Genomic DNA, 24414 nt, shown 5'->3' on the forward strand with positions numbered 1-24414 from the left:
TCAGGATAAACATGGATTCTTGTAACACATAAAGAAGCAGTAAAATTGAGTTCAATTTATCTATTTCAGCCCGCACCGGTTCCGGAAGCATTCTATTGATTTTTGTAGATACCGCTGGTTTTTGGGATGCGCTTCCTTTTTTGGATAAAAGTGAAGACAGCTTGCCGTTTTTCAGATTCCTTCACGTAGAGCGCGGGAACAGTACAGGCTGCCGGTAAAGATTCCGCTTTTCATTTTTGTACTTGCCCCTCCCCCCATGCTATGCACCTGGCAGCAGCCATATTTAAGTCCAGGATAAAAAACCACAAAAACATATTTTCCATGCCAAAATTCCTGCGAATCTTATACAATAGAAGTAATACAAGCAAATGTGGTGAAACGAAATGGATCAGATCATGAAGAAAGTTGTCGAAGCGAGTTATCTGACGGCGGATTCGGCCGCCCAATACCGTGTGATTTTGCGCTTCTTTTATCGACAACATGAAAGGATGCGCGACTTTATTGCACCGGAGGAAGTGCTCGAATATCTGCGTTCGCTCCCGGCCTTCCAGGATTATGCGGAAGAACAGCTGCACCAGCAGTTGGCCCAGCTTGTGAAATGGAATAATCTGGTTGCTCGCCAGGATATGACCAATGCCAAAACAATCGAAGAATATAAGAAAAAAAGATTCCGCTACCAGTGCACACCTTACACGGTAGAAATCGAGCGGATGCTGATCCAGCTTGAAAAATTGGGAGACCAGTTCCAAGGATCGCTCGAACGTTCGCAATTTGACCGCCTACTCGCCTCTTTGGAAAAACTGGAAGAGGAACTGGAACAGCCATTGAATAAACCTGCAGCCGATTACATGCATATTTGGGATGACATTTTTCACTTTTTCGGGACCATCCGGACGAATACGGCGGATTACATCGCTTATATCAACAGCGAAAAGACGTCACAACGGATGCAGACGGAAGCCTTTCTCGTATATAAAAACCAATTTACGGCTTATTTGCGTGATTTTATCGTATCGTTGCAAAAAACTTCCCTGCAAATCAGGGGAAGACTGCGTGAACTGGATGGGCAAAGATTGGCACCGTTTTTTGAAAAACTCGTGGAACACAGGCGCCAAATTCCGCGATTGGAAGATACGGCAGCTTCCGAACAAGAATGGCTGGAAGAGTTCCACGAATACTGGGGGTCTTTGCGGCGGTGGTTTCTTGGGGGCAGCTCTTCCCAAAGTGAATTGGAAATGTTGCAGATGCAAACAAATGAGATGATCCGGAGAATGGCCCGTTATGTACAACGGATCAGTGAACGCCAGCAACATTTCCGGAGCCGGAAAAAAGATTATTTGCATCTGGCCAAATGGTTTGCCGAATGCCGCAATCTTGAAGAGGCCCATCAATTGTCATCGATCGTGTTCGGGACGATGACAGTAAGGCATTTGCACCTGGAGGAAGCGACAACGGACAATCTTCATGCCGAGACATGGGAAGAACAGCCGGAGATGCGGCAAATCAAGCCGCGAACGAACCGGTACCGCGAGAAAACAAAGCCGGGCGCTTTCCGATCTAATCATGAACAGAAAGAAAAACAGCGGCTCGCCTATTTAAAAGAGCGCGAACAGGAAAAACAGCTGATTGAAAAATACATGAAAAACGGAGAGATTCGCCTTGCAGAAATTGGAACCGTAGAACCGTTTGTCCGGAAAGTGCTGCTCGGCTGGATTGGAAAATCAATGGCAGCGAAAAACCATGAGGTAAAAACGGATTACGGGATGACCGTAAGAGTTGCGATGAATCCGGATCATCTCATCACACTCGATGCAGAAGACGGGAAACTGATCATGCCGGATGTCGTATTTGAACGATCAGGAGGAGAGCGCTGATGGATCCGTTACAAATTTTTGATGAAAAAGCGGTGCAGGGAATGGACTTGTTATTCCATCATTATTGGATTTTGCGGTCCGAGCACCCGGACTGGTACCAGCTCATCCGCGAACGCGAAAAAGTGCTGCGCCGTTACATCAGCGAGAAATTTGGCCTTAGGCTGATCATCCATCAGCATTTTATCAAACTCGAAAAAATCCCGGTGGAACCGGAAAGCTGGATGGGCATCCTGCATTTTCAGGAGCCGATGGATTATGCAATTTTTTGCTGTGCGCTCTCCTTTTTGGAAGGAAAAGCGGTGGATGAACAGTTTCTCTTGTCGGAAATGTGCCAGGAAATCCAAAACAATTATCCTGTAGAAGATGAGCTGGACTGGACGCTTTATCTTCATCGGAAGTCGCTCATCCGGGCAGTCCAGGCTCTGATGGAATTCAGTCTGATTCGCACAATAGACGGCGATATTTCTAGGTTCGACACTTACGAAGACCAGGAAGTCCTATATGAAGCGACCGTTTACAGCCGCTATTTTCTAAGAAGCTTTCCGGATGATTTTACAAGTTATCCGGACTGGACCGGGCTCCTTGAAGAAGACTGGAAACAAAATCAGGAAGATGAACGGCGTAAGCGGGTGTATCGGAAATTGTTTTTCTCACCTGGCCTGCACCGGAAAGATATGCAGGACCCTGATTTTCTTTATATCCGCAATTTCCGCAACCGGCTTTTGGAGGACATTGAAGAACACAGCCATTATAAACTCCATGTTTTCAAAAACACTGCATTTTTATCTGCCGCAGAACCGCGGAGTTACCATCATGTTTACCCGAATGCAAAAGGTTCCACGGATCTGATGCTGCAGTTGTCTAAGACGCTACACGACCATCCGGAAAAATATGTCCCCAATGAAGCGGGGGAAATTTTGCTTACGGAAGGCGAGTTGGAAGCGGTGATAGACGATATGCGCACCCGCCTTGAACGCGGGTGGTCGAAACATTTTCGAGATGCCGGTACAAAAGCGGTATGTGCGGAATTGCTCGAAATGATGAAAGAATGGATGATGGCGGAAACGGATGAAGCAGCGGGACTGATCCGGATAAAACCGCTGTTGGGCGTGCTTGCAGGCGAGTATCCGGCTGATTTTGAGAAAGGGGATGAGGAACCGTGACAGAAGGAAAATGGGTGATGAACCGCGCCGGCTTGTTAAATTTTTGGTATTATGACGATGAAGTTTTTGAATTTGCAGACGGAAAGCTGTTGTTGCGCGGCACAAACGGTTCAGGGAAATCGGTGACGATGCAAAGCATTTTGCCGGTTTTGCTGGATGGGAAAAAGACGCCTGATCGGCTTGATCCATTCGGCTCAAAAGCAAGGAAAATGGAAGATTATCTGCTTGGGGAAAAAGAAGTGTCCGGCCATGACGAGCGGACCGGCTACTTGTTTCTGGAATATCGAAAGCAAGGGACAAAGCAGTATATCACAACGGGGATCGGCATGCAGGCAAAGCGGCACAAAACTTTAAAATCATGGTATTTTGTCCTGACTGACAACCGCAGGATCGGCTACAATTTTGAATTGACACACACCCGCCAATCGGAACGGATTCCGTTGTCTGCAAAAGAGCTTGAAAACCGAATCGGGTCTGGGGGGCATCTTGTCCATTCGCAGAAAGAATATATGGAACTGGTGAACAAATATATTTTTGGTTTCCAGTCGATGGAAGCTTTTGAAGATTTGATCAAGCTTTTGATTCAGCTCAGAAGCCCGAAATTGTCAAAGGATTTCAAGCCGACGGTCATCTATGAAATTCTCGAGTCTGCGTTACCACCTTTGACAGATGACGAGCTTCGCCATTTGTCCGACACGATTGAAAGCATGGACGAAACGGAGCAGCAGCTTGAACAGCTTGAAAGAGAGCACGAATCGGCAAAAAAACTGGTGCGCCAATACGATCTTTACAATCAATATATTTTGGCAGAACGCGCCCAAAAATGGCAGGAGGCCGAAAGCAGGCTGCAGGAAGCAAAGCAGGAGGCCGGTACGTTAGCAGTTCGCTGTGAATCCCTGCGCGGAGTGATTGAAAACCTGACAGAAGATCAAAAACAGAACGAACAGAAACGCGACGTTTTAAAAGCGGAACAGGAACGGCTGCAGCACCATGAGGTATGGCGCCTTGAAAAAGAAAAAGGAGAGCAACAGGCCAGGGCTGAAAAGCTAAAAAGTGAAGCAGCAGATCTGGAGAAAAAGTGGGAATTAAAGAAAAGCCAGCTTTTAAACATCCGCTTGGAACAGGACCGGTTGGAAACAGAAAACAGCAAGGATGAAGCCAGCATGCAGGAGACGCTGGATGAACTTGCACTGGATGCCGGAGAAGCGGCTTTCCCCCAGCACGAGATCAATGCCGGAGACTTTTCTCGGCATGAAGGGGAAGCTTTTGATTTTTCTGTTTGGAAACAGGAAATCAAACAGCACAGCGGACTTTTGCAAAAGTTGCAGCAACTGGCCGGAGAAGCGGAGCGGCTTCACGAGATGCATATGAAATTGCAGCGCCAGTCATCTGCCAAAAAGCAGGAAATTGACGAACTCCGTAAACAACTTGACCATTTGGAGAACTGGTTTACCGAACAAAAACAAGAACTGGAAGATGCCGTGTTTTTATGGATTGAACAGCATCCGGCCCTCCCCTTTACAGACGAACGACTCCGGCGCATTGCCGTCGCGCTGGACGGGCTCTATGAAGAAAACCGTTATGAAGCGGTCAGGGAAGAAATTGTGAAGGCGGCAAACGATTATATTTTGCAAGTGCAGAAGGAAATTTCCCGCGCGGAGCAGGCGCAAAAGGCAAAAGAACAGGAATTGGCTGAAGCCGAAGAAACACTTATGTATTGGAAAAACTTGAAACTTGCCAATCCGGAGCGCCCTCAGGATACGGAAGCTTTCCGCGCCGGTCTCGATGGAGCAGGGAAACGCTATCTCCCCTTTTATGCCGCGGTGGAATTCCAGGATCATGTGACCGAAGCCCAAAAAGCCAGAATTGAAGCGGCACTCCGGCAGACGGGAATTTTGGACAGCCTGATTACGGAAGAACCGGTTACACCTGTGCACGACCGGGTTATCCGTCCAAATCCGCACATTCTCGGCTACACACTTGCCGATTACTTAAAGCCGGATCCGGATAATGACAGCCCGGTATCAGCCGCACGCATTGACGAAGTGTTGCGCAGCATTCCGCTTGAACCGTCGGACAGCGGCTTTCACATTGATGCGGATGGCTCTTTTTCAGTCGGCTGCCTTGTTGGCCATGCTCCGGATGAAGGACCTTCCAAATTCATCGGCAGAACATCCCGGAAACGGTACCAGCAGGAAAAAATAAAAGAAACAGAGCAAACGATTGCTGAAATCCGCCTAGCCCTTTTGCAAATCGAAAACCGCCTTTCGGAATGGGCTAGGAAAGTACAAGAAGCAGAAGATTGGAAAGCGGGCATTCCAGATGACAAAGATTTACGCGACCTTGAAGAACAGATTGAAAAAACAGCGCGCAGCCTGAAACAGGAACAGGAATTTCTGACAGAAATTGACCGCGATTGGAAACAAGTATACCAGCATTTGCAAAACATCCGGCTACAGCTGCATGAGCAAGGAGCCGGCTTGAACCTTGTCCTTCAAAGCGGTCCGCTCGATGAAGCACTAGCAGCTGCGAAAAGTTATGAAGAACATCTTCACAGCCTGGAGCTCATTTTTCAACGTTTGTTTTCCGGGCGCAAAATGCTTGCGCGTCTTGCTGCGGATATCCTTGAAAAAGAGCAGGAACTCGATGAAATTCGCGGTGAAGAGAACATCCGCCGGTCAGAATGGGAGAAAACGGTGGCAAATATTGAAGCGATTGAGCAGCAGCTGAAATTGCAGGGGATTGATGAGGTTCGCGCCCGGATTCAGGCAGTCCAACACGAATATACCAGTACGGAGGAAAAAATCAGGGAGATCTACGAAGAAAAGCCGAAAAAAGAAGCAGAACTAGAAAAATGCACCACCAATTTGTCTCTTGCCAAAACGCGTACCACGTTTTGGACAAATATGGCGGCGGAATGGGAGAAACTCGTAAAAGCAGAACTTTCCCTCGGCTTCGTGGAGAGCGAGCACACAGAACCGGAAAGCATTTTGACGGCGTTTTCTGGTGTGCTGGAAAAGTATGACCGCGCAAAATTAAATGAAAACTTGACAAAAGTTTTTTTCAACGAACAGTCAAATTTAACAGAATACCGCATGTCTGAGTTTACAAAAGAAGCGGACCCGCCGGATTGGTTCGCTGAAAAACTCGATGACTATTACGAAACGTTCAAAAAGGAATGGGAAGGCTTGCGGGGCCGCCGCCTCATCCAGATGGAATACCGCGGCCGCAGGGTGAGCCCGTATACGGTACTCGAGTCTCTTGAAAAAGAACTTTTAAACTTGCAAAGTTATTTGGATGAGCAGGACAGAAGGCTGTACGAAGATATTATCGTCAATACGGTTGGCGTCATTTTGCGGAACCGGATCCAGCGGGCAGCCAAGTGGGTAAAAGAAATGGATGCGATCATGAGAAACCGGGATAATTCGTCCGGACTTACTTTTTCGATTGCCTGGAAGGAAAAAACGGCGGAGTCCGAGGATGAGCTCGATACAAAAGATCTTGTCGCGTTGCTGCAGCGCAACAGCAAGTTTTTAAACGAGGACGATTTGAACCGGATTACGAAACATTTCCGCTCACGGATTGCGGCTGCCAAAGAACTGATTGAAATCCGCAATGAAGGGTCGACGCTCCATCAAGTTTTAAAAGAAGTGCTCGATTACCGGAAATGGTTCCAATTCGTGCTGTCATACAAACGTGCCGGCGAGCCGAAACGCGAACTGAGCAATACCGCGTTTTTCAAATTCAGTGGCGGAGAAAAGGCAATGGCCATGTACATTCCGCTCTTTACAGCAGCCTATTCGCGCTATTTGGAGGCAGGCAGTATGGCGCCGTACATCATTTCGCTGGACGAAGCGTTTGCCGGGGTAGATGAAAACAATATCCGTGACATGTTCGAAGTCGTCGAGCAGCTTGGATTCAATTACATCATGAATTCGCAGGCGCTCTGGGGTGATTATGACACCATATCCAGTCTTGCCATCTGTGACCTTGTCCGCCCGAAAAACGCCAATTATGTGACAGTGATCCGTTACCGGTGGGATGGGCATAAACGGTCGATTGTAGAGAAGCCGAAAGAATCATTGGCAGGCGCCACCCCGGATCTGCTTTGAAAAGCGTTCATCTACCCGTGCGTAGCCGGGATGCCAGAAGTCATTCCGGTCTCTTTTAATCGGCGTAAAATGGTCCCTGAAAGCGGGCAAAAAGATATCCGGTTAGGGCGTGAGAAAAGGAGTTTGAAATGATGAAGGATGCGATCGATCTGTTAAGGAAGGAACCGGGGATGCTGAAACTGTTCCACCTTTTTAAAGAAAAATACCGTTCGCTCGGCCATATTGGGGGAACAGTCAGCCTTTCCGGTTTTACGCGCACCGAACTGGAGGCGATTGCCGGGCTGGCCGGCACGTCCCCTGATTTGCTCAGAGAGAAAAACAAAATTTCGCTGCGGGCATTTGAAAAAGCGCTGGCACCGACTGTTTTCGGAAAATACACCCTTGTCGAACTGCTTGAAGCGGTTTTGAAGGAAAGAATTTTTTCCAAAGCGGAAGAGGAAGAAATTGAGAAAAAGAAAGAGGAACAATTTTTGGCACGGCTGACGGAAACGATGCCGGACGGAAATGGGTGGTGGCGCCGGATTGCCAGTAAAACGGCTGACACGCGTTTTATCTGGCATGCATACAAGCAGGACCCGGATACGTTGTCCGCACAGCTCAAAATGGTTTGGAAAGCTTTCACGATGCTTCCAGAAGAAGGGAAATACGAACGGATTCCGTTTTATTCCCAGCGTATTACCGGGAACCCGCATTTTTTTGATCAAACCCGTTTCGCGGGCAAGCTCTTTATCCACTGTTTGTTCACCGACCAATGGTTAAAAGGGCTGATCGAAGAAGTGCCGAAAACAACGGAAGAATTGAACGAACTGTACGCAAATGCTGGGCTTATGCGGGATGACTTATGGAGTTTCGTGACATGCCGCGCATTTTTGGCGGAAACCGAAAACGGTCTGCACCCGGTCTGGCGTGAAGCCGCAGCTACTGGGACGGTCATGAACGTCCCAGTGAAAGAATTATTGCAGCTAACGAATATTTGGCCACGAGCGGGAAAAAAGGTTTGGATCATTGAGAATTCCGGTGTCGCTTCGGCTGTGCTTGATGCAGTGTCCGATGCGCCTGTGATTTGCACGCATGGCCAGTTCCGCACTGCTGCCTGGATCATGCTGCAACATCTTGCAAAAAACGGCTGTACTTTTTATTATTCGGGTGATCTCGATCCGGAAGGCGTTGTCATGGCAGAGCGCCTCAGCAGCCGTTTCCCGGGGCAAACGGTATTTTGGCGGATGGATCCGGATGCATACTTTTTGACCCTGTCGGAAGAGGATATATCCACCCGGCTTTCCAAGCTGGATGCGGTTCAATCCCCTGAACTGCTTTTGGTGGCAAATGAAATGCGGTTAAAGAAAAAAGCAGGATACCAGGAAGGCCTTGCCGATTTGTTGATAGAAGATTTGAAGAAAAGATGGTTGAGTGGAAAAGAAGCATGACATTCGTCAGGTTCAGCTATATAAAATGAGTTGAGGTTTTTCCATCCACATGAATCGTTATGCAGAATGTCCCCCGCTTATCTCATGCCGATCCTCAGCCACAAACTTCACTTATAGGGTGCTCAATCAGCGGTCTTACAATCACGGGGGAAGCCCCGTAGACCCAAACAGTACAGGCTGCCGTTAAAGCTTCGGCAGCCTGTTAGGTTACAGACACCCTTTCCCTATTGATTTTCCTCACAAACGCAATGATGAGCCTGCAGATGAAAAATTTGCCCATCATACTGAAAAAAGAATGATACCATGTCCACCCTTTCCTCCAAGTGATCAAGTTCGTTTTTTTCTCAGCGATGGTTTCCATCATGACTTGCGGGAGGGAAATCAGAAGCACTTTAAAAATTTGGCTCAATGGTCTGCTGTTTAACGCCCATTGATTGTAGTAAAGCAATAGCAATGGATAATGCACGAGATCAAAGGGCAAGTGGATCTTAAATTTATCAGGAAATGGCCGGATCTTGTATTGAATAAACCCTTTCTTTACCAGATAGGTGTCAGCAAGCAAATTTCCTGCAGCACTGACAAGATAAACAATGATCCAATCCTTAAAGGAACGTTTTACGATGGCAAATGGCAGTAAAGCAATGCCGATTGCAGTGACTAATGACAATAATGTTACTTGGTGTTTTCGTTTCATTTTTTATCACTCCTGATTTTAATGAAGGCGATATAAAATGAACTTCAGTTTTTACATCAAGTCCGGGCGTTGACTGATGACTCCTTTTTCCATTAGGCAACAAAGATGCGAAATGTTGTTCATTTTATATACAGCAATCATTTGTTATTTTCTTTTCCGATGCCCTTTTCTATAAAAAGCGATGCAGCATGGGCCGCCTGATTCCCTTCCTGATTTCAAACACGGAGAAGGGTCTTTTCTGCAAAAACAGCCCCATTTTTTGAGGCTGTTTTTTGAAGCTATTTCGTGCTCTTATTTGGCGTGTTTTCGCCGGCTGTTTCGAGGCCGGTGCTCGGAGCGTGGCCGGTTTTGAAATGGTTTTGGCTTTTTCGGACCGCTTCCGGTATTTTGTATTGTTGCTCGTTTGTTTGGTTTTCTCCAGTATTTGGCATTTCCAGGCTCCTTTGCTTTCGTCTCATGCATAGGATGCCGGCTTCGAAACGTGTGTAATCAGGAAATTTTTTACAATCCCATCACGGATAACTACGGGGTGCTGAGAGCCTGCGCGGATTTTATGGCTCCAAAAATTTTTATTATGATGCCATGAAACATGTTTATCATCCTGAATTTAGGGAAAAAGAATAAAATTCGCATGTTTATACACAATTATTTCCACAGGTCTGGATAACTTTTCCCAAGTTCTTGTGGCGTTCAGACTTTTGGTGCAGCCTTTTTCGATTTTACTTAAGAAGGAGTTGCCCCTTTGCCGCAGAAAGGTTCCCGTCTTTTATCTTTTAAAGGGGTTCATGGTGCGGTCTGGCATATTATAATTTAAAATGCTGGATGCCATCTTGCAGGTCCTGAGCCAAATGTGCAAGCGCGTTAGAGAGGGACGAGATTTCTTCCATCGTTGCCAGCTGCTCCTCGGTTGCTGCACTGCTTTCCTGGTTGGCTTCAGCGGTCTTGGTGGAAATAACCGCCAGTTCTTCCAGCGTTTTTGTAATTTGGGCGCCTTGGTCATTCAATGACTCAACCGAAGCTGCCACTTCCTGCACTTTTCCCAACACATTTTCCATCGATTCAGAGATTTTGATAAACGCAGCGCCGGCATCCGAAGATTCTTTTAGCCCCGTATTGACCTGATGATGGCCTTCTTCCATCGCTTTGACTGCATGTGTCATTTCCGATTGGATATTGGAAACCATCGTCCGTATTTCATCCGCCGATTTTTTGGACTCCTCTGCCAGCTTTCTGACTTCATTTGCCACCACCGCAAATCCCTGACCATGTTCCCCGGCTCTTGCCGCTTCAATCGTTGCGTTTAAAGCCAGCAAATTCGTCTGCTCTGCAATGGACGTAATAATTCCCATAATCCGGCTGATTTCCTCAGACCTTTTCTCCAGGCTGCGGATAATGTCAGAGGCATTGGCAACTGTTTTTTCGATATGATTCATTTGGTTTTGAACATTTGAAACGGCCTTGTCCCCTTCTTTTGTCAGCGTATTTGCAATTTCAACCGCTTTTTCCATGTCTTCGCTGTTCCCGGCGATTTTGTGCAATTCCAGTGACATTTGTTCAACGGTTGCTGTCACTTGCTGGATTTGGACCATTTCGTGATCCGTCTTTTCAGCTGCCTCTTGGGTGACCTCGGCAATATGCTCAGAAACCTGGCTGCTTTGTTCGGCACTCGCTGCCAGCTCCTGGCTGCTTGCTGAAACCTGTTCAGAAGCTTCGCTGACCTGGCTGATGATATTTCTTAAATCTGAAATCATTTCATTTAATAAGCCGGCCATTTGCCCGAGCTCGTCCTTATTTTTCACATCCACTTTTTCTATATTCAAACGGCCTTCCGCAATGTTTTTTATGGCTTCGGAGACAACCCACACCGGCCTTGAGATTGCCCGGCTCAGCAGCAGGAGCAGCCCGATTCCGATCAAAATGGAAACGGCCGAGATACTGCTGATCAGCAAAATAAGGAAATGCACGGTTTTTTCAGTCTTTTGCTTTTCAACATCCAGCACGTGGTTGATCCCTTTCACAAGCGCATCTGTTTGATTGCCCAGTTCCTTACCTGTTTGCCGCCCGGAAGTGGATACAAGCTGCAATGCCTTTTTCTCCTGTCCATTTTGTTTATAGGCAATTTCTTCATTTAAGATTGCTGTGTACTGATTAAATAATGCTTGCTGCTCTTTTACATTGCTGATGTTTGACGGGTCGGTCAAATGGCGCAGCAATGCTTTGCTTTGGGCTTTATAGTTGTTTGTTGCCTCTTTATAGTCATCTAAATAAGCCGGTTCGCCGGTCAGCAAATACCCCCGTACTGCGGCTGACTGTTCCCTCACACTGATCTTTATATTTTTGGCGGAATCCAAGTTTTTCGTTTGAACACCGATCAGTTTGGCATACGTGCTGTCCAGCTTGTTTAACCCGATATAGGCACCGGCTGAGACAATGATCAATAGTGACAAGATAGATCCAAATACCAAAAATAATTTGCGGGAGACGGTTAATTGCATGTTCTCTTACCTCTTTTCTGCCTTTATTTTACTTTCCATTTTATATCGGCAGAAATGATGGTTTTTGGAGATGGATGTGAATCACAAATTTAACAATTTAGGTAAATGCTTAAAGATGATCCAGCTTACGTTTGTATGTTTTAAGCACAGCCGGTGATCGGGGGCTAAAAAATGTTCCTGAAATCCTTTTGATTGATTTCCGCTTCAATTTCCCCAGCCTTGCTCCGTCTTTTCCCCGCCTGACCTATTTCCTTTCACCTGCTTCAACGTGGCCACAATCAAAAAGCTGACAATGACAAGCAAGAGCCAGGAGCTTACCTTGCCGAAGTGGACAGGGCTCCAGGCGTGGGCCTGATCCGGATATTGCCAGGCGCCAAAAAATGTTGCGATATTTTCAGCGATCCAGATGAAAAAGCCAATCAGTACAAAAGAGAGGGCAACCGGCATGCTGTAGCGGGTGCCGTTTACCGCATATGTAACCCGGGATTTCCAAAAAACAACGAGAACAAGTGCGGAAAGCCACCAGCGAATGTCGATCCAAAAATGATGGGTAAAGAAATTCAAGTAAATGGCAGCAGCAAGCGGAAACACGATTAAAAACGGCGGCCAGTTTACGAGCTTAATTTCAAGCCTCCGCCACGCCTGGCAAATGTAACTTGCGACGCTCGCGTACATGAATCCGCTGTATAACGGCACACCCAAAATTTTCACATACCCTTTTTCCGGATAAGACCAGGAACCCATATGAATTTTAAAAATTTCCAGTGCAAGCCCGATCAGGTGGAACAATGTAATGACCTTTAATTCGTCCACTGTTTCAAGCCGGGAATGCACCATCCACCATTGCGTGAAAAGGCAAATGATAAGCAGCCAGTCATACCGCGGCAAAAAAGGGAGCGGCACAATTTTTGTCAGCGCCAATGACGCAAAAATCACAACAGGAAACAGACAGGACAGGGCCTGCTCCCGGGCAAATAAGAGAAGTTGGACGAGCGCCCGCTTCATTCGCAGCCTTGCCGTTTTTTTCTGAACATGCTTTTGAACGGTTGCCTCCATGGTCACTCCTCCATTGTTTCCCGGTATTCCAAAATATCGCCGGGCTGGCATTCCAACGCTTTGCATATCGCGTCCAAAGTGGATAACCGGATTGCCTTTGCTTTTCCGTTTTTCAATATCGACAGATTGGCCATGGTTATGCCGACCCGCTCCGAAAGTTCCGTCACACTCATTTTCCTTTTTGCCAGCATGACATCAATATTGATGATGATCGCCATATTTTCCACCTCAGACCGTTAAATCATTTTCATTTTTTATTTCAATCGCTTCCTGCAAAAGCCTTTGCAGCACAGCGGCAAAGACGGTAATGACCGCTGATGCAAAAATAATGAAGAAACAAATGACGAGAATTCCCGGGGCATCATCTCTATCCGCCATAAGATAAAAAAGCGGACTGCCTGCCACGTATAAGAAGCCAATCGCTGCGGCACAGTATTTAATTTTTTTCAGAGCCGTTACGGAACTTGCCGAAAAAGCAGTGTTTTTGTCAATCAAACCTAAGAGTATGAAAGCCTGGTACAATGCAAAATAAAAAGGGAGTGTTGCCCCGTAGATCACAAGCAGCACGAGAAATGCCATGAACGCAAAATCCGGAACCAGGTGGGCTGCTAGTTTTCCAATCTCCGGCACCACAAAGATGCACAAAGCAAGAATTGGGATGCCAATCAAAATGACTGCCAGCCGTAAAAAGAGCGTAGATCCCCGTTTCATAAAAAAAACACCTCACTGATGAATTGTCGCTTTGATTTTAGCATAGTATTTATCGTTTTACAATAAATAGTTATTAAATATCAATGTATTTTTATCTTTTTTCAATGTATCTCCCCTTTACCTCCATTCCCGGTAAACAGCCTGCCACTTCCCCTTATTAAAAAAAGAAAGCCGGAAACCATTGGATCCGGCTTAAAAATTCCCGGCTTTAACCGGGGCGTTTCTTTTCATTACTCATCACAATGATCACATTCATCCGGAATACCCGGATCTACCGTAATGTTCTGTTCATATCTTTGATAAACATGGCGCGGAACGTTTACAACATGTTGCCTGTTTACTTGGATGATGGGATGCACATAAGTGACGTTTCTTTCAACGTAAGTGTCCTTATAAACATACTTCGGTTCGCAAAATACCGTGTTGTTGGTACGATTGGATTGATTGCCAGTGTTGTTCATATTGCCAGCGTTATTCATATTGCCAGTATTTTCGTAACGGTATTCCGGCTGTACAGCATTGTTGCTTGTGCTGGTATTGCCCGCTGTTTCCTCACCATAGTGATCGTGCATCCAAGGGACGACTGGTGTCTTTTTTCGCCGTTTTTCCAATCTGTTCACCTCCCATTCTTTTTTCAATATATTAAATGACAGAAAAGAACAGATTGAAACGGACGAGTAACCAATGGGACATAAATTCCGCCGCCAAATACCTCACTTGACATATCGGAATAAGATGATTAAGATGAAAAAGGTTAACAAAAGGAGGGGGAAAATTGAACATTTTATACATTATCATCAATCTGGCCGTCTTTATCATCCTGTTGGCCGGTTTGTATGCGATGCAAAGAAAACATGTTTCGTTTTCAAAACGCGTTTTCTCGGCATTAGGCATTGGTATCGTATTTGGCATTATCCTGCATTTCTTGTACGGCACCACGTCGTATGTGACCAACCATACGATCGACTGGCTGAATATTGTCGGCAGCGGCTATGTTTCGCTGTTGCAGATGGTCGTCATGCCGCTTGTCTCGATTTCCATTTTAGCGGCTTTTACGAAGCTGAAATTAACCAAAAACATAGGAAAAATCAGCTTTCTTGTACTCGCCATTTTACTTGGTACAACTGCGATTGCCGCTGCGCTCGGAATCGGATCCGCGCTTCTGTACGGGCTGGATGGCATCCACTTAACGCAGGGGACCGCTGAAGCCGCGCGAAATGCGGAACTAAAAACAAGCGTCGCCAGCGTAAAAGATATGACCATTCCGCAACAAATCGTTTCATTTCTGCCGAATAACCCGTTTGCGGATTTAACCGGCGCACGCCCGACTTCTACGATCGCGGTTGTGATCTTCTCCGCTATATTGGGGATGGCCTATCTCGGGGTAAAACGCAAACAACCTGAGCAGGCGGAACATTTTGCAAAAATCGTTGATACTTTGTATACGATCGTGATGCGGGTGGTTACCCTTATTTTAAGATTAACACCCTATGGCGTACTTGCATTGATCACCAAAGTCACAGCCTCAAGCGACTATGGCGCCATTGTCAAACTGGCAAAGTTTGTTCTGGCTTCTTACACAGCGATTATCGTCATGTTCCTGGTTCATTTGCTGCTCATCAGCCTGGCAAAATTGAGCCCGGTACGATATGTGCAAAAGGCGCTGCCTGCACTCACTTTTGCCTTTACTTCCCGTTCCAGTGCTGGTACGCTGCCGCTCAACATTGAAACGCAAACGAAACATTTCGGCATTTCGGAAGGGATCGCCAATTTTTCGGCTTCCTTTGGCCTATCCATTGGGCAAAACGGTTGCGCCGGTATTTATCCGGCAATGCTGGCCATCATGGTTGCTCCATCTGCCGGCATCAACCCGGCAAGCCCGTCTTTCATCATTACGCTGATCCTTGTTGTCGTTGTCAGCTCATTCGGCGTAGCGGGTGTCGGCGGGGGTGCCACTTTCGCATCGCTGATTGTATTGTCAGTGCTCAACCTGCCGATCGCGATTGTCGGCCTTCTGATCTCTGTTGAACCATTGATTGACATGGGCCGGACGGCATTAAATGTCAGCGGCGCCATGACTTCCGGTATTTTAACCGGCAAAATTACCGGTGAAATGGATAAAAAAATATATCAACAGGAAGATGCCGATCTTCTTGAAGCATAATAGAAAAAAGCTCCGTTAACGGGGCTTTTTTCTATTATGCAACCGGCTGTCGTGAAAACGGGAAATCCGTTAAAAAGCAACGGCTAAACTAAACCAAACGATCATGACGATCTGTATCAATGCTTTGGCGATGCTGCTGCTCAGAAATCCAATGATCGTGGCAACGCCCACTTTTACAGCCTGGACGGGGTTTTTCGTCATCAAGATCTCCGTTATACATACACAAACAAACGGAACAAGGATAATCCCAAAAGGCGGAATGACAAAAGAGCCAACAATTGTCGCAACCGCAGCAACCCTTTCAGATATTTTGGACCCGCCGTATTTTTTTACAAAATATCCGTTTGCAATGATATCCGCAGCAATCAGAACGATGCTTAGGATGACCATGCTGATCCAAAACCAGACGGACAATGCATGCGGATTAATGAAAAACTGATAGACTGCAAATCCGGCCCACAGCATCACAATAGATGGAATGACAGGATAGATGATGCCTGCAAAACTTAAGATGAATAAAATCACAATGGCCGTCCAAAGGATAATCGTCAATCGGATCCCCCCTCTGCTCCCGGCATGTGCCGGGACTGCATGAAAACCGTGATCATATGAAGGCCAAAACAGTCATTCCACTTTAACTTCCTTTCCCCGCCCCATGTACCATTTGTAAAACATCCAGGCAAATTCGGCAGGAACATCCTTTACCCCGTTAAATTGAATCGGTTTTGCGCGATTGATCGTTTCAATGGAAGCAAGGCCCAGCCATTTTTGAAAAAAGTTCCGGGATACGCGCACTTCAATCACTTTTTCCCGCTTGGAAAGGAACAAAGAAGTCGTAAAAATGCCCGATTGCAACTGAATAAAACGGTCATTCAATACATATTTCGTATGTAAATAACCGATCCATCTTGCGACCAGTATCGATACGAACAGAAAAGCGGACAAAAGCCACCACGGAACACGCAAGCCGAAAATTTCCGGTTTCCAAAAATATAACACGACTGTGGCGATGATCCAAATCCAGCTCGGGGCAAACAGCCGGACCCATAAAGATTTCTTGGGGAGCTGCCTCATCTCCTGTGCCACTTCATAGTCCGGCAATATCTCGTTGATGATTTCGTACGCCCTTTTAACCGGCAAAAAAGGATACAGCGAGTTTAATTCAAGTTTCTCTCCTTCAAAGTCAAGCCTTCCTGCACTCGTCAGCTTGACTTCCGCCAGCCCGAGCAACCGTTTCAACAAAGACTGTTCCACTTCAACAGCCTGCACTTTATGCTTTTCGATAAAAAAAGACGTCTCTTCAATTACCCCTTTGGTAATATAAATCCGCTCTTCATCAGAGGAGATCTCATATTTCCCATACTTCAAAAAGGTCCGTGCCATGCCGAAAACCACCGCAACAATGGCCACAAAAAGGACAATGCCCGATACAATCCACCAGGAACCGATTATATAAGAGAGCATCCCTTTCGCCGTTTTATCAATATCGACAATATCGTCCACATTCGAATAAAAAGAAAAAAATACCGGGATGACGGCAAGCGGACTTAAAGATGTAAAACTTGCTTTTAACGTATCTTTTCTCGTCGGTTTAAAATGGACCACCCGTTCCTTTTCTTCCGCATCCAGTTCAAACGTTTTACGCTTATCATTCTGCACGATGTCAATGATTTTTTCCGCTTCTTTCCGGGTGATCACTTGAAATAACACGGCCGCTTCATCCCCGGAGATACCCGTTTCAAAGCTGACAGAGGTGACATGAAAAATCCGGTGAAAAAAGGATGTATGGCGGTTAATGTTTTGGATTTTCGAAAAAGGAATCGTCCGTTCCGTTTTGTTGAATATGCCTTTATACAGATGAAAGGAGCGTTCATCCAGTGCATATTTATGTGTGTACCATTTCAAAAAATGATATACCATCACGATTGCAAAAAAGAGCAAAAACAAATATCTGCCATATGTAAGCACGGGAGAACGGGAACCGGCATTTACGATAAATAAGATAATGAAAAGGATGAAATAGCTTTTTACAAAATCACCGATACGAAACAAAATCAAAAGGGGATGGTACCGTTTTTTCTTCACGACTCCACCTCCCTGATTTTTGCATAACGCGCAATTCGGTTTCTTAACGCAATGGCCTCCTCTTTAGGCAGAGCCGGAATGGTATGGGACGTCCCCATGGTGTCCACAGTCACGGAACAGAGCCTGTATTTCTTTAAAATGGGGCCTTGTTCGGTTGCCACCGATTGGATTTTGGTCATCGGAACCAAAGAATGTTTCTCGTTCAGCACACCCAATTTCATTTGTAAAAATTCTTCGTTCACATCGTAACGCCAATTTTTATAGCGAAAATACGAACTTATCCATGACCAGATCATACCACCTATATCCAACACGAGTAAACCGTATAATATCCAGCCGATCCATGCCGGCCAGGAAAAGTGGTGGCCGAGATAAAGCAGCACGGCGAGAACCACAACCCCTGCCCCGGCCTCCAGCGTTTCACGTATGATCCAAACCTTTATTGCATCTTTGGATAATGTTTGTCGAGGTTCATTGATATCTGAATACATTCCATCACCTTTAAACACGTTTTCTTCATTTCAATTCCTGGCAAGAGATATGGCTTTTTCGCTTTTCCCATGCACCATATGCCGATATACAAAATCAAAGATCAATTTCCAGTTGATCCGCCATCAGTTTTATGATTTCATCCTGTGACATATCATTTGTTAACATGGTTTCTCCTTTCACCCCAAGTTCGTCTCTCGGATTCCACCAGGCGCGTAAAGCTTCTTCTCCGAATTCCGTTTTTTTCAAACGCATATTATGGCGTTTGACTGTTTCCCAAAACGTTAATCGAAAATAATAAATATACGCCTTTGAATGGTAGAATTTCATTAAACGGGACAACATTTCCCCGTAACGGTTTTTGTTTAAAATTCCTTCGACAATCACAAATCTGCATTTCCCTTTTCCATATTCCGCAATTTGGCGAATGAGCTCAACGGAGAGGTTTCCTTCTTTGTCCGGCACCTTTAACATTTCACGCCGGACAGTATCTTGTGAAACAAGAAGCGTTCCCGGCCCCAAATGGCTTTGAAGCCTTTTAGCGATCGTTGTTTTTCCGCTCCCGGAGTTTCCCCGTATGATAATCAGCTTCGTTTCCAATATAACACCTCCCCGGATTTAGCCCCCGAAGAATAAGTCCAGAATATTAGAGGCGGTGGAAGTTTGTTTATGATAGAACTCCGAATAACCGCAGTTTTTGCAATACACGACAATGAACGTGTTGTTCTGGACATCAAATAATTTTGACAGACCTGTTCCCGTCATTGCCACTTCTTTTTTCCCCGCCTGCTTAGACCCGCACTTCACGCACCCTTTTTCAGACATGGCGCTTTCCCCTCCTCATCATTGTTACTTTTTTATACGGGCGTCAGCAAAAAAAGTTTCAGGCATTTCAACTGCATAAGGGGCAGCGGGGATTTCTGATCCCCTTTTACATCAAGGGGAAATTGGAAAATATGTTATAATAAAATTGAAAAAATATTTGGCTTTATCATGGACGGAATCCGTTATAAGGAGGGGCTGGCATGATACTTGCAATCATCGTATCTGTATTGTTTTTTGCAACCGTCGTATTTGGAATCGTCAAAATCACTCAGCTATTTAGCAGTAAAAAAATTTAATTTGATTGATAAAATAAGGATCCTGCATAATAGGAATCCTTTTTATTTTCCATTACAAAATGACGCTTTTTTCAAATCCAACACCTGCTGGAAGCCGCTATGTAACCCTGTGTGCGGCTAACTCCCATCCGCCCTATTTTTTTCAATGCTGAAATCATGGTGCTGTGAACTCTTCTGTCTTTACATGATGCAAGATGAGTAATCATAAACTTCACACCGGCCATTTAGAACACTTGTTTCTATTATTTTACCGCACGGAAATTGGTTTGTCTACCGCTTATTTTCCATTCTCCCCAAAAATAAAAATACTCAGATATTTTTTAACAGAAAAGGGGGATGCACCCACTTGCAAGCATGCGGATGCATGAACCAAGACGTGGCATTTTACGGCCAGAAACAACTTAAAAGAGGAGGAAGGCCATTCAAGCCGGTTCCGTGGTACGGGCAGCCAAAAAGCGGCCTTATGGACATGGTTAATTTTTGGGATTTTCCAATTCAGACGCTTTTTCCTCAATATTTCCTTTTTCCTCTTTCCACCATAATGCTTCATGGGGGTCTTCGAGAATTTTTGCAATTTCGTGTTTTTCTTCTACTGCCGGTGCCGATCCCCGCAGTGCTTTCCCGGTCGTATCTTTTACGAAAAACATCGTCAAGACACCAATGAGACAGGCTGCCATAATATAATAAGCGGGAACCATCTGGTTATTCGTTGTTTTTATGAGCCACGCCATTACCAAAGGCGTTGTTCCCCCAAATAAAGAAACCGAAATATTAAAAGCGATCGCCAGCGCAACATATCTTACTTCCGTGAAGAATAAAGAAGGCAGCATCGATGGCATCGTTGACTCGAATGTCGCCAGTAAGACGGCCAAGATCATCAAGCCGAAAAAGACCGTTAAATTCGTTCCACTTCCAATCAGCTTAAATGCCGGGATGGACAGAAAAATCAGCCCGACCAGGCCTCCCATAATGATGCGTTTGCTTCCGATCCGGTCGCTGTAATAGCCCATGATGAGCACAATCGGAATCATGATAAACATCACAATGAGAATGAATAAAAGGCCCTTTGACTGCCCGTAACCGAGAACGACACTTAAGTAAGACGGCATATACGACAACAACATATAATCGACAACATTAAAAAATAAAACGAGAACGATCCCTTTCAGCAATTGCGGCCAATGGAAAAGGAAAACTTTCCTGAATAGCCCTTTCTCATTTTCTTTGTGCTTCCCTTCCTTCATCGCTTCAAAAACCGGGGTCTCCTCCAAATGATTCCTCAAGTAAAGGCCAATCAAGCCCATTGGCGCAGCGATAAAGAAAGGAAGGCGCCACCCCCAGTCCAGCATTTTATCTTCGCCAAGCCAAAAACTGAGGATCGTGACAACGCCGGAACCTAAAATATATCCCGACAACGTGCCCACTTCGAGCCCGCTCGATAAAAAGCCTCTTTTTTTATCCGGGGAAGATTCCGCGATGTACGTCATGGCACCTGAATATTCACCGCCAGTGGAAAAGCCCTGGACCAGTCTAGCGACAAGCAGCAGAAACGGGGCTAGATTTCCAATCTTTGCATAACCCGGGATCAAACCCATGCTTAAAGTCGCCAGTGACATTAACACTAAAGTAACGGCCAATATCCGTTTCCGCCCGAACTTATCGCCCAGCATGCCAAAAAACATCCCGCCAATTGGACGGACGAGAAACGCTACAGCAAAAGTAGCAAACGAATAGACCAGTTGCAATGAGCCGGTTATCCCTGAAAAAAACACCTTTCCGATGATGACGGCCAAATAGGAATATATCCCGAAATCAAACCACTCCATCGCATTTCCAAGAGCCGTTGCGACCACTGCTTTTTTTGTCACATCTGTATCCACAATGGTAATATCATCTTTTTTCAATCTTCTGCCGGGTCTTTTTCTGGATCCATACCATTTTTTTGTATTTTCCGCCAACCTTTTCACCTGAATTCTTTTTTAAAAATCAGTTCTTACGGTTATTTTGAACCGGCCTCTCTCTTGCTATTCAAAATACCTGCACGCCTCCTTAATATGGCAATGCCAGGCATTATGACCGCAAAAACAGCGGAGAATGGGGGCACCTTACTGCTTGCGCCCCATACTTGAAAATGCCGATTTCCCCTGCCGTAAAAAGCCGGGCGGATTGGACGGAATTTTTACGGCAAAACCTGGAACTTTCACGGGATTTTCGGGTCTGTGCGCCGCCAAAACGGCAGCAAACCCGGGATGGATGGGATCCTTTTTTTGCGGAAGCCGTATGAAACGATGGAACCATCATATGCCGATGTGAGTGCCGCGGTAGCAGACGACCGATGGAAAGAGCCGGTGTAGTGGTCTCCGGTGTTTTCCTGTCTTTTTGCAGCAGCCTTTTGACAGTTTGGCACAGCCGCGCATCTATTGCGATGAAAGGGATAATAAAAATCCGGGCTGTTTTTGTATCGGGGGTATTCAGGGGGAATGCTATACCGTTTCCCCCTCCATCTGTTTTGTTTCAAAGTGATCAAGCAAGGTGCGCACTTCATCTGTTGAGTCTGTGCCCATCAATTGGTTTCGTAACTCGCTCGCTCCCCGGAAACCTTTGACATAGATCTTAAAAAAGCGGCGAAGCGGTGGAAACGGGCGCGGCTCCAATTCTGTTGAATATTTGTCAAAGAGATCCAGATGCAGTCTTAAAAGATCAAGCAATTCCTTGCTGCTGTGCTCTTTCGGCTCTTTTTCAAAAGCAAACGGATTTTTAAAAATGCCGCGCCCGATCATCACCCCATCAACACCGTACTGGCGTGCAAGCTTCAGGCCGGTTTGACGGTCAGGGACATCCCCATTAATGGTCAAAAGGGTATCCGGTGCCACCTCATCACGCAGTTTTTTGATCTCCGGAATGAGTTCCCAATGGGCGTCCACTTTGCTCATTTCCTTTCTTGTCCGCAAATGGATGGAAAGGTTCACGATGTCCTGTTTCAATATGTGCGTAAGCCAGTCCCACCATTCCTCCACATACGTATAACCAAGCCTCGTCTTTACACTCACAGGTAATCCGCCTGCTTTTGCGGCTTGGATAAGTTCAGCAGCAACATCCGGACGGCGGATCAGACCGCTTCCCTTCCCTTTTGTTGCCACATTCGGCACAGGGCAGCCCATATTGATATCAACACCGCTGAACCCGAGTTTTGCCATACCCATACTCATTTGCCGGAAATATTCGGGCTTGTCCCCCCATATATGGGCCACAATCGGCTGCTCATCCGCCGTAAACGCCAAGCGGCCGCGCACACTTTGGTTCCCCTCGGGGTGGCAATAACTTTCCGTGTTTGTAAACTCTGTAAAAAACACATCCGGCCTGCCCGCTTTACTTACAACATGGCGAAAGACAACATCTGTCACATCTTCCATTGGTGCCAGTATAAAAAATGGCCGTGGTAAATCACGCCAAAAATTTTCTTTCATGATAAAAATCATAACCTCCCCTATCTGGATACCAAGCCAACACAAAATAAATAAGCAAAAAATATTTCAGCCTCTTTTACACTTATAACATGGTTCGGTACTTTTGATCAAACTATACTATTTCTTAACCTTGTCACAGATTTAGCACTGGCAAAAAAAATAAAAATCGCACACGACGTTGAAGTGGGCCTACTGCATCCCCGCGATGCCAAAATGCTGCTGGCCAGGACGATTGTCCGCATGTACCACGGAGAAGCTGTGGCAATCCAGGCAGAAGAAAACTTCAAAAATGTTTTTCAACAAGGAGCATTGCCTGCCCATATCCCGGTCATGCTATGGGACGGAGATAAAACAATAAACATCATTGATCTACTCGTACAATTGAAGCTGCAGCCATCAAAAAGTGAAGCCAGAAAAATGACTCAAAACGGCGGCATCCGGATAAATGGAGAAAAAGTAAAGGATATCCACGATGCTGTTCATGTAACAGACGGACTCATCATACAAGTAGGAAAGCGGAAATTTATAAAATTGCAGGCCGGGGAAGTCTGACAGGCAGCTGGGAAAATGAAGTGCGGCAGGGGCAGATCCGTTTTCAATACTGACAACGTGGACAAAAATAAGTCTTATGTGAAGAAATTTCTTCTTTCCTAATAGGGGAGCTGCATCGCGGGCATGGCTCATTTTCTCTGCCGTGAACGTACATTTGATAGCGTCCCGTTTTGCCATCTCCCACGTGCAGCGGATGTTCCATATAACCTCCCTGCTCAATCCCTTTATGAAGGATAAACCGGATCGACTCATACAAACGGGCGAGTTGCTGATTGTCAAGATGACCTGCTTTTTGATCCGGCCGCAACTGCGCGTGCCATAGCATTTCATCGGAATACCGGTTTCCAATCCCGGCCAGCACTTCTTGATTAGTTAATACTGTTTTAAGAATGCCTCTTCTTTGCTGCATCCGTTGTTGAAAAGCAGCTAATGTAAAATGGGGATCAAGCGGTTCGGGGCCGATTTTTTCAAACGCCGCCTGAACCGCTTCCGGTGTTAATAGGTGCAGGTATCCTAAACGCAAACCAATGAAAAACAAGTGCCGGTCTCCAAAAGAAAGTTGGATTTGTATTGTCCGGTCCGGTTTGTCTTCCTCTTTGCCAAAAAACATCCACCCGCCGAGCATTAGATGCAGAAGCAGGCACGAACCGTTTTCGAGCTGGAAAATTAAATACTTTGCGCGCCTTGAAATCGATTGGATCTTCTGATTAGTCACTGCCTTCATAAACTTGCCGGCAGGTATATTTATCGATTTTTCCCGCTGAATCATGGCATTTGTAATGGTCCGGCCGCCAATCAATGACGCCAGCCATGTTTTATAGGTCTCCATTTCCGGCAATTCAGGCATCACGTTTCCCCCATTCATGCGAACTGTATTAAACAGTTTCCCCGAATGGCGGGGATTCATGAATCATGTTTGGCTGTCCTGCCACTTGGCAATGTGCGGGGATTCAATGAACCGGGGATTCCGGCAGTAAAATTTGTCGCATAGCAAAAATAAAGAG

At 45.9% G+C, this 24414-nt stretch carries 21 protein-coding genes; 6 read left to right on the forward strand and 15 right to left on the reverse strand.

Going from position 1 to position 24414, the window contains the following annotated elements; translation table 11 throughout:
* Nucleotides 1-383 precede the first annotated feature (383 nt).
* From OF158_RS13975 to OF158_RS13990, 4 genes are all read left to right on the forward strand, one after another.
* Entirely contained in the window at nt 384-1874 is a 1491-nt protein-coding gene (locus OF158_RS13975) for a TIGR02677 family protein (protein ID WP_035183778.1), read from the forward strand.
* On the forward strand, nt 1874-3037 hold the full coding sequence (locus OF158_RS13980) for a TIGR02678 family protein (protein ID WP_014097295.1): 1164 nt from the start codon (nt 1874-1876) through the stop codon (nt 3035-3037). The genes OF158_RS13975 and OF158_RS13980 overlap by 1 nt, the downstream gene beginning before the upstream one ends.
* A 17-nt stretch (nt 3038-3054) precedes the next feature.
* Nucleotides 3055-7149: a TIGR02680 family protein gene (locus OF158_RS13985; RefSeq protein ID WP_035183790.1), complete on the forward strand. Its 4095-nt coding sequence runs from the start codon at nt 3055-3057 to the stop codon at nt 7147-7149.
* Nucleotides 7150-7280: 131 nt separating this feature from the next.
* Nucleotides 7281-8576, forward strand: a complete 1296-nt coding sequence (locus OF158_RS13990) for a TIGR02679 family protein (RefSeq protein WP_017550118.1) — start codon at nt 7281-7283, stop codon at nt 8574-8576.
* A gap of 202 nt (nt 8577-8778) precedes the next feature.
* Here OF158_RS13990 and OF158_RS13995 read toward each other — a convergent pair whose 3' ends face one another.
* The 7 genes from OF158_RS13995 to OF158_RS14025 form a co-directional block, all read right to left on the reverse strand.
* A complete protein-coding gene (locus tag OF158_RS13995; protein ID WP_017550117.1) occupies nt 8779-9270 on the reverse strand; it encodes a CBO0543 family protein in 492 nt (163 codons plus the stop codon).
* Nucleotides 9271-9548: 278 nt separating this feature from the next.
* Nucleotides 9549-9701 (reverse strand): hypothetical protein, encoded by a 153-nt coding sequence (locus tag OF158_RS14000; RefSeq protein ID WP_014097291.1) that lies wholly within the window; start codon nt 9699-9701, stop codon nt 9549-9551.
* A gap of 372 nt (nt 9702-10073) precedes the next feature.
* Nucleotides 10074-11765, reverse strand: a complete 1692-nt coding sequence (locus tag OF158_RS14005) for a methyl-accepting chemotaxis protein (protein WP_035183775.1) — start codon at nt 11763-11765, stop codon at nt 10074-10076.
* Between the two features lie 204 nt (nt 11766-11969).
* Nucleotides 11970-12821, reverse strand: coding sequence for a DUF817 domain-containing protein (locus OF158_RS14010; RefSeq protein ID WP_035183773.1), 852 nt, complete (start codon nt 12819-12821; stop codon nt 11970-11972).
* Nucleotides 12822-12823: 2 nt separating this feature from the next.
* Entirely contained in the window at nt 12824-13039 is a 216-nt protein-coding gene (locus OF158_RS14015) for a helix-turn-helix domain-containing protein (protein WP_014097288.1), read from the reverse strand.
* 10 nt (nt 13040-13049) lie between these two features.
* Nucleotides 13050-13532 (reverse strand): DUF2975 domain-containing protein, encoded by a 483-nt coding sequence (locus OF158_RS14020; protein ID WP_017550115.1) that lies wholly within the window; start codon nt 13530-13532, stop codon nt 13050-13052.
* 230 nt (nt 13533-13762) lie between these two features.
* Entirely contained in the window at nt 13763-14143 is a 381-nt protein-coding gene (locus tag OF158_RS14025; RefSeq protein WP_014097286.1) for a hypothetical protein, read from the reverse strand.
* Between the two features lie 164 nt (nt 14144-14307).
* On the opposite strand from OF158_RS14025, the gene OF158_RS14030 reads away from it, so the two are divergent.
* Nucleotides 14308-15696, forward strand: a complete 1389-nt coding sequence (locus tag OF158_RS14030; protein WP_035183771.1) for an L-cystine transporter — start codon at nt 14308-14310, stop codon at nt 15694-15696.
* 69 nt (nt 15697-15765) lie between these two features.
* On the opposite strand, the gene OF158_RS14035 is transcribed toward OF158_RS14030, so the two are convergent.
* The 7 genes from OF158_RS14035 to OF158_RS14065 all read right to left on the reverse strand — a co-directional run bounded on the left by OF158_RS14035 (nt 15766) and on the right by OF158_RS14065 (nt 22870).
* The gene (locus OF158_RS14035) at nt 15766-16248 is read right to left on the reverse strand and encodes a DUF456 domain-containing protein (RefSeq protein WP_035183769.1); all 483 of its coding nucleotides are present in this window, start codon (nt 16246-16248) and stop codon (nt 15766-15768) included.
* 72 nt (nt 16249-16320) lie between these two features.
* On the reverse strand, nt 16321-17781 hold the full coding sequence (locus OF158_RS14040) for a PH domain-containing protein (protein ID WP_035183767.1): 1461 nt from the start codon (nt 17779-17781) through the stop codon (nt 16321-16323).
* Nucleotides 17778-18272 (reverse strand): PH domain-containing protein, encoded by a 495-nt coding sequence (locus tag OF158_RS14045; protein WP_035183765.1) that lies wholly within the window; start codon nt 18270-18272, stop codon nt 17778-17780. Before OF158_RS14045 ends, OF158_RS14040 begins: the two co-directional genes overlap by 4 nt.
* A 94-nt stretch (nt 18273-18366) precedes the next feature.
* The gene (locus OF158_RS14050; protein ID WP_014097280.1) at nt 18367-18870 is read right to left on the reverse strand and encodes a kinase; all 504 of its coding nucleotides are present in this window, start codon (nt 18868-18870) and stop codon (nt 18367-18369) included.
* 18 nt (nt 18871-18888) lie between these two features.
* Nucleotides 18889-19095 carry a zinc ribbon domain-containing protein gene (locus OF158_RS14055; RefSeq protein ID WP_014097279.1) on the reverse strand — a complete coding sequence of 69 codons (207 nt, stop codon included), beginning with the start codon at nt 19093-19095 and terminating at the stop codon, nt 18889-18891.
* A 769-nt stretch (nt 19096-19864) separates the two neighbouring features.
* The gene (gene proP, locus OF158_RS14060) at nt 19865-21349 is read right to left on the reverse strand and encodes a glycine betaine/L-proline transporter ProP (protein WP_035183764.1); all 1485 of its coding nucleotides are present in this window, start codon (nt 21347-21349) and stop codon (nt 19865-19867) included.
* 525 nt (nt 21350-21874) lie between these two features.
* Complete coding sequence (locus OF158_RS14065; RefSeq protein ID WP_035183762.1) at nt 21875-22870, reverse strand: tRNA dihydrouridine synthase; 996 nt, start codon at nt 22868-22870, stop codon at nt 21875-21877.
* 228 nt (nt 22871-23098) lie between these two features.
* On the opposite strand from OF158_RS14065, the gene OF158_RS14070 reads away from it, so the two are divergent.
* Nucleotides 23099-23410 (forward strand): S4 domain-containing protein, encoded by a 312-nt coding sequence (locus tag OF158_RS14070; RefSeq protein ID WP_225620916.1) that lies wholly within the window; start codon nt 23099-23101, stop codon nt 23408-23410.
* A gap of 43 nt (nt 23411-23453) precedes the next feature.
* Here OF158_RS14070 and mutM read toward each other — a convergent pair whose 3' ends face one another.
* Nucleotides 23454-24257, reverse strand: a complete 804-nt coding sequence (gene mutM, locus OF158_RS14075; RefSeq protein WP_035183760.1) for a bifunctional DNA-formamidopyrimidine glycosylase/DNA-(apurinic or apyrimidinic site) lyase — start codon at nt 24255-24257, stop codon at nt 23454-23456.
* Nucleotides 24258-24414: the final 157 nt, after the last annotated feature.

The organism is Weizmannia sp. WK01 (assembly GCF_025905465.1).
In the GTDB taxonomy this organism is placed as follows: domain Bacteria; phylum Bacillota; class Bacilli; order Bacillales; family Bacillaceae_C; genus Weizmannia; species Weizmannia faecalis.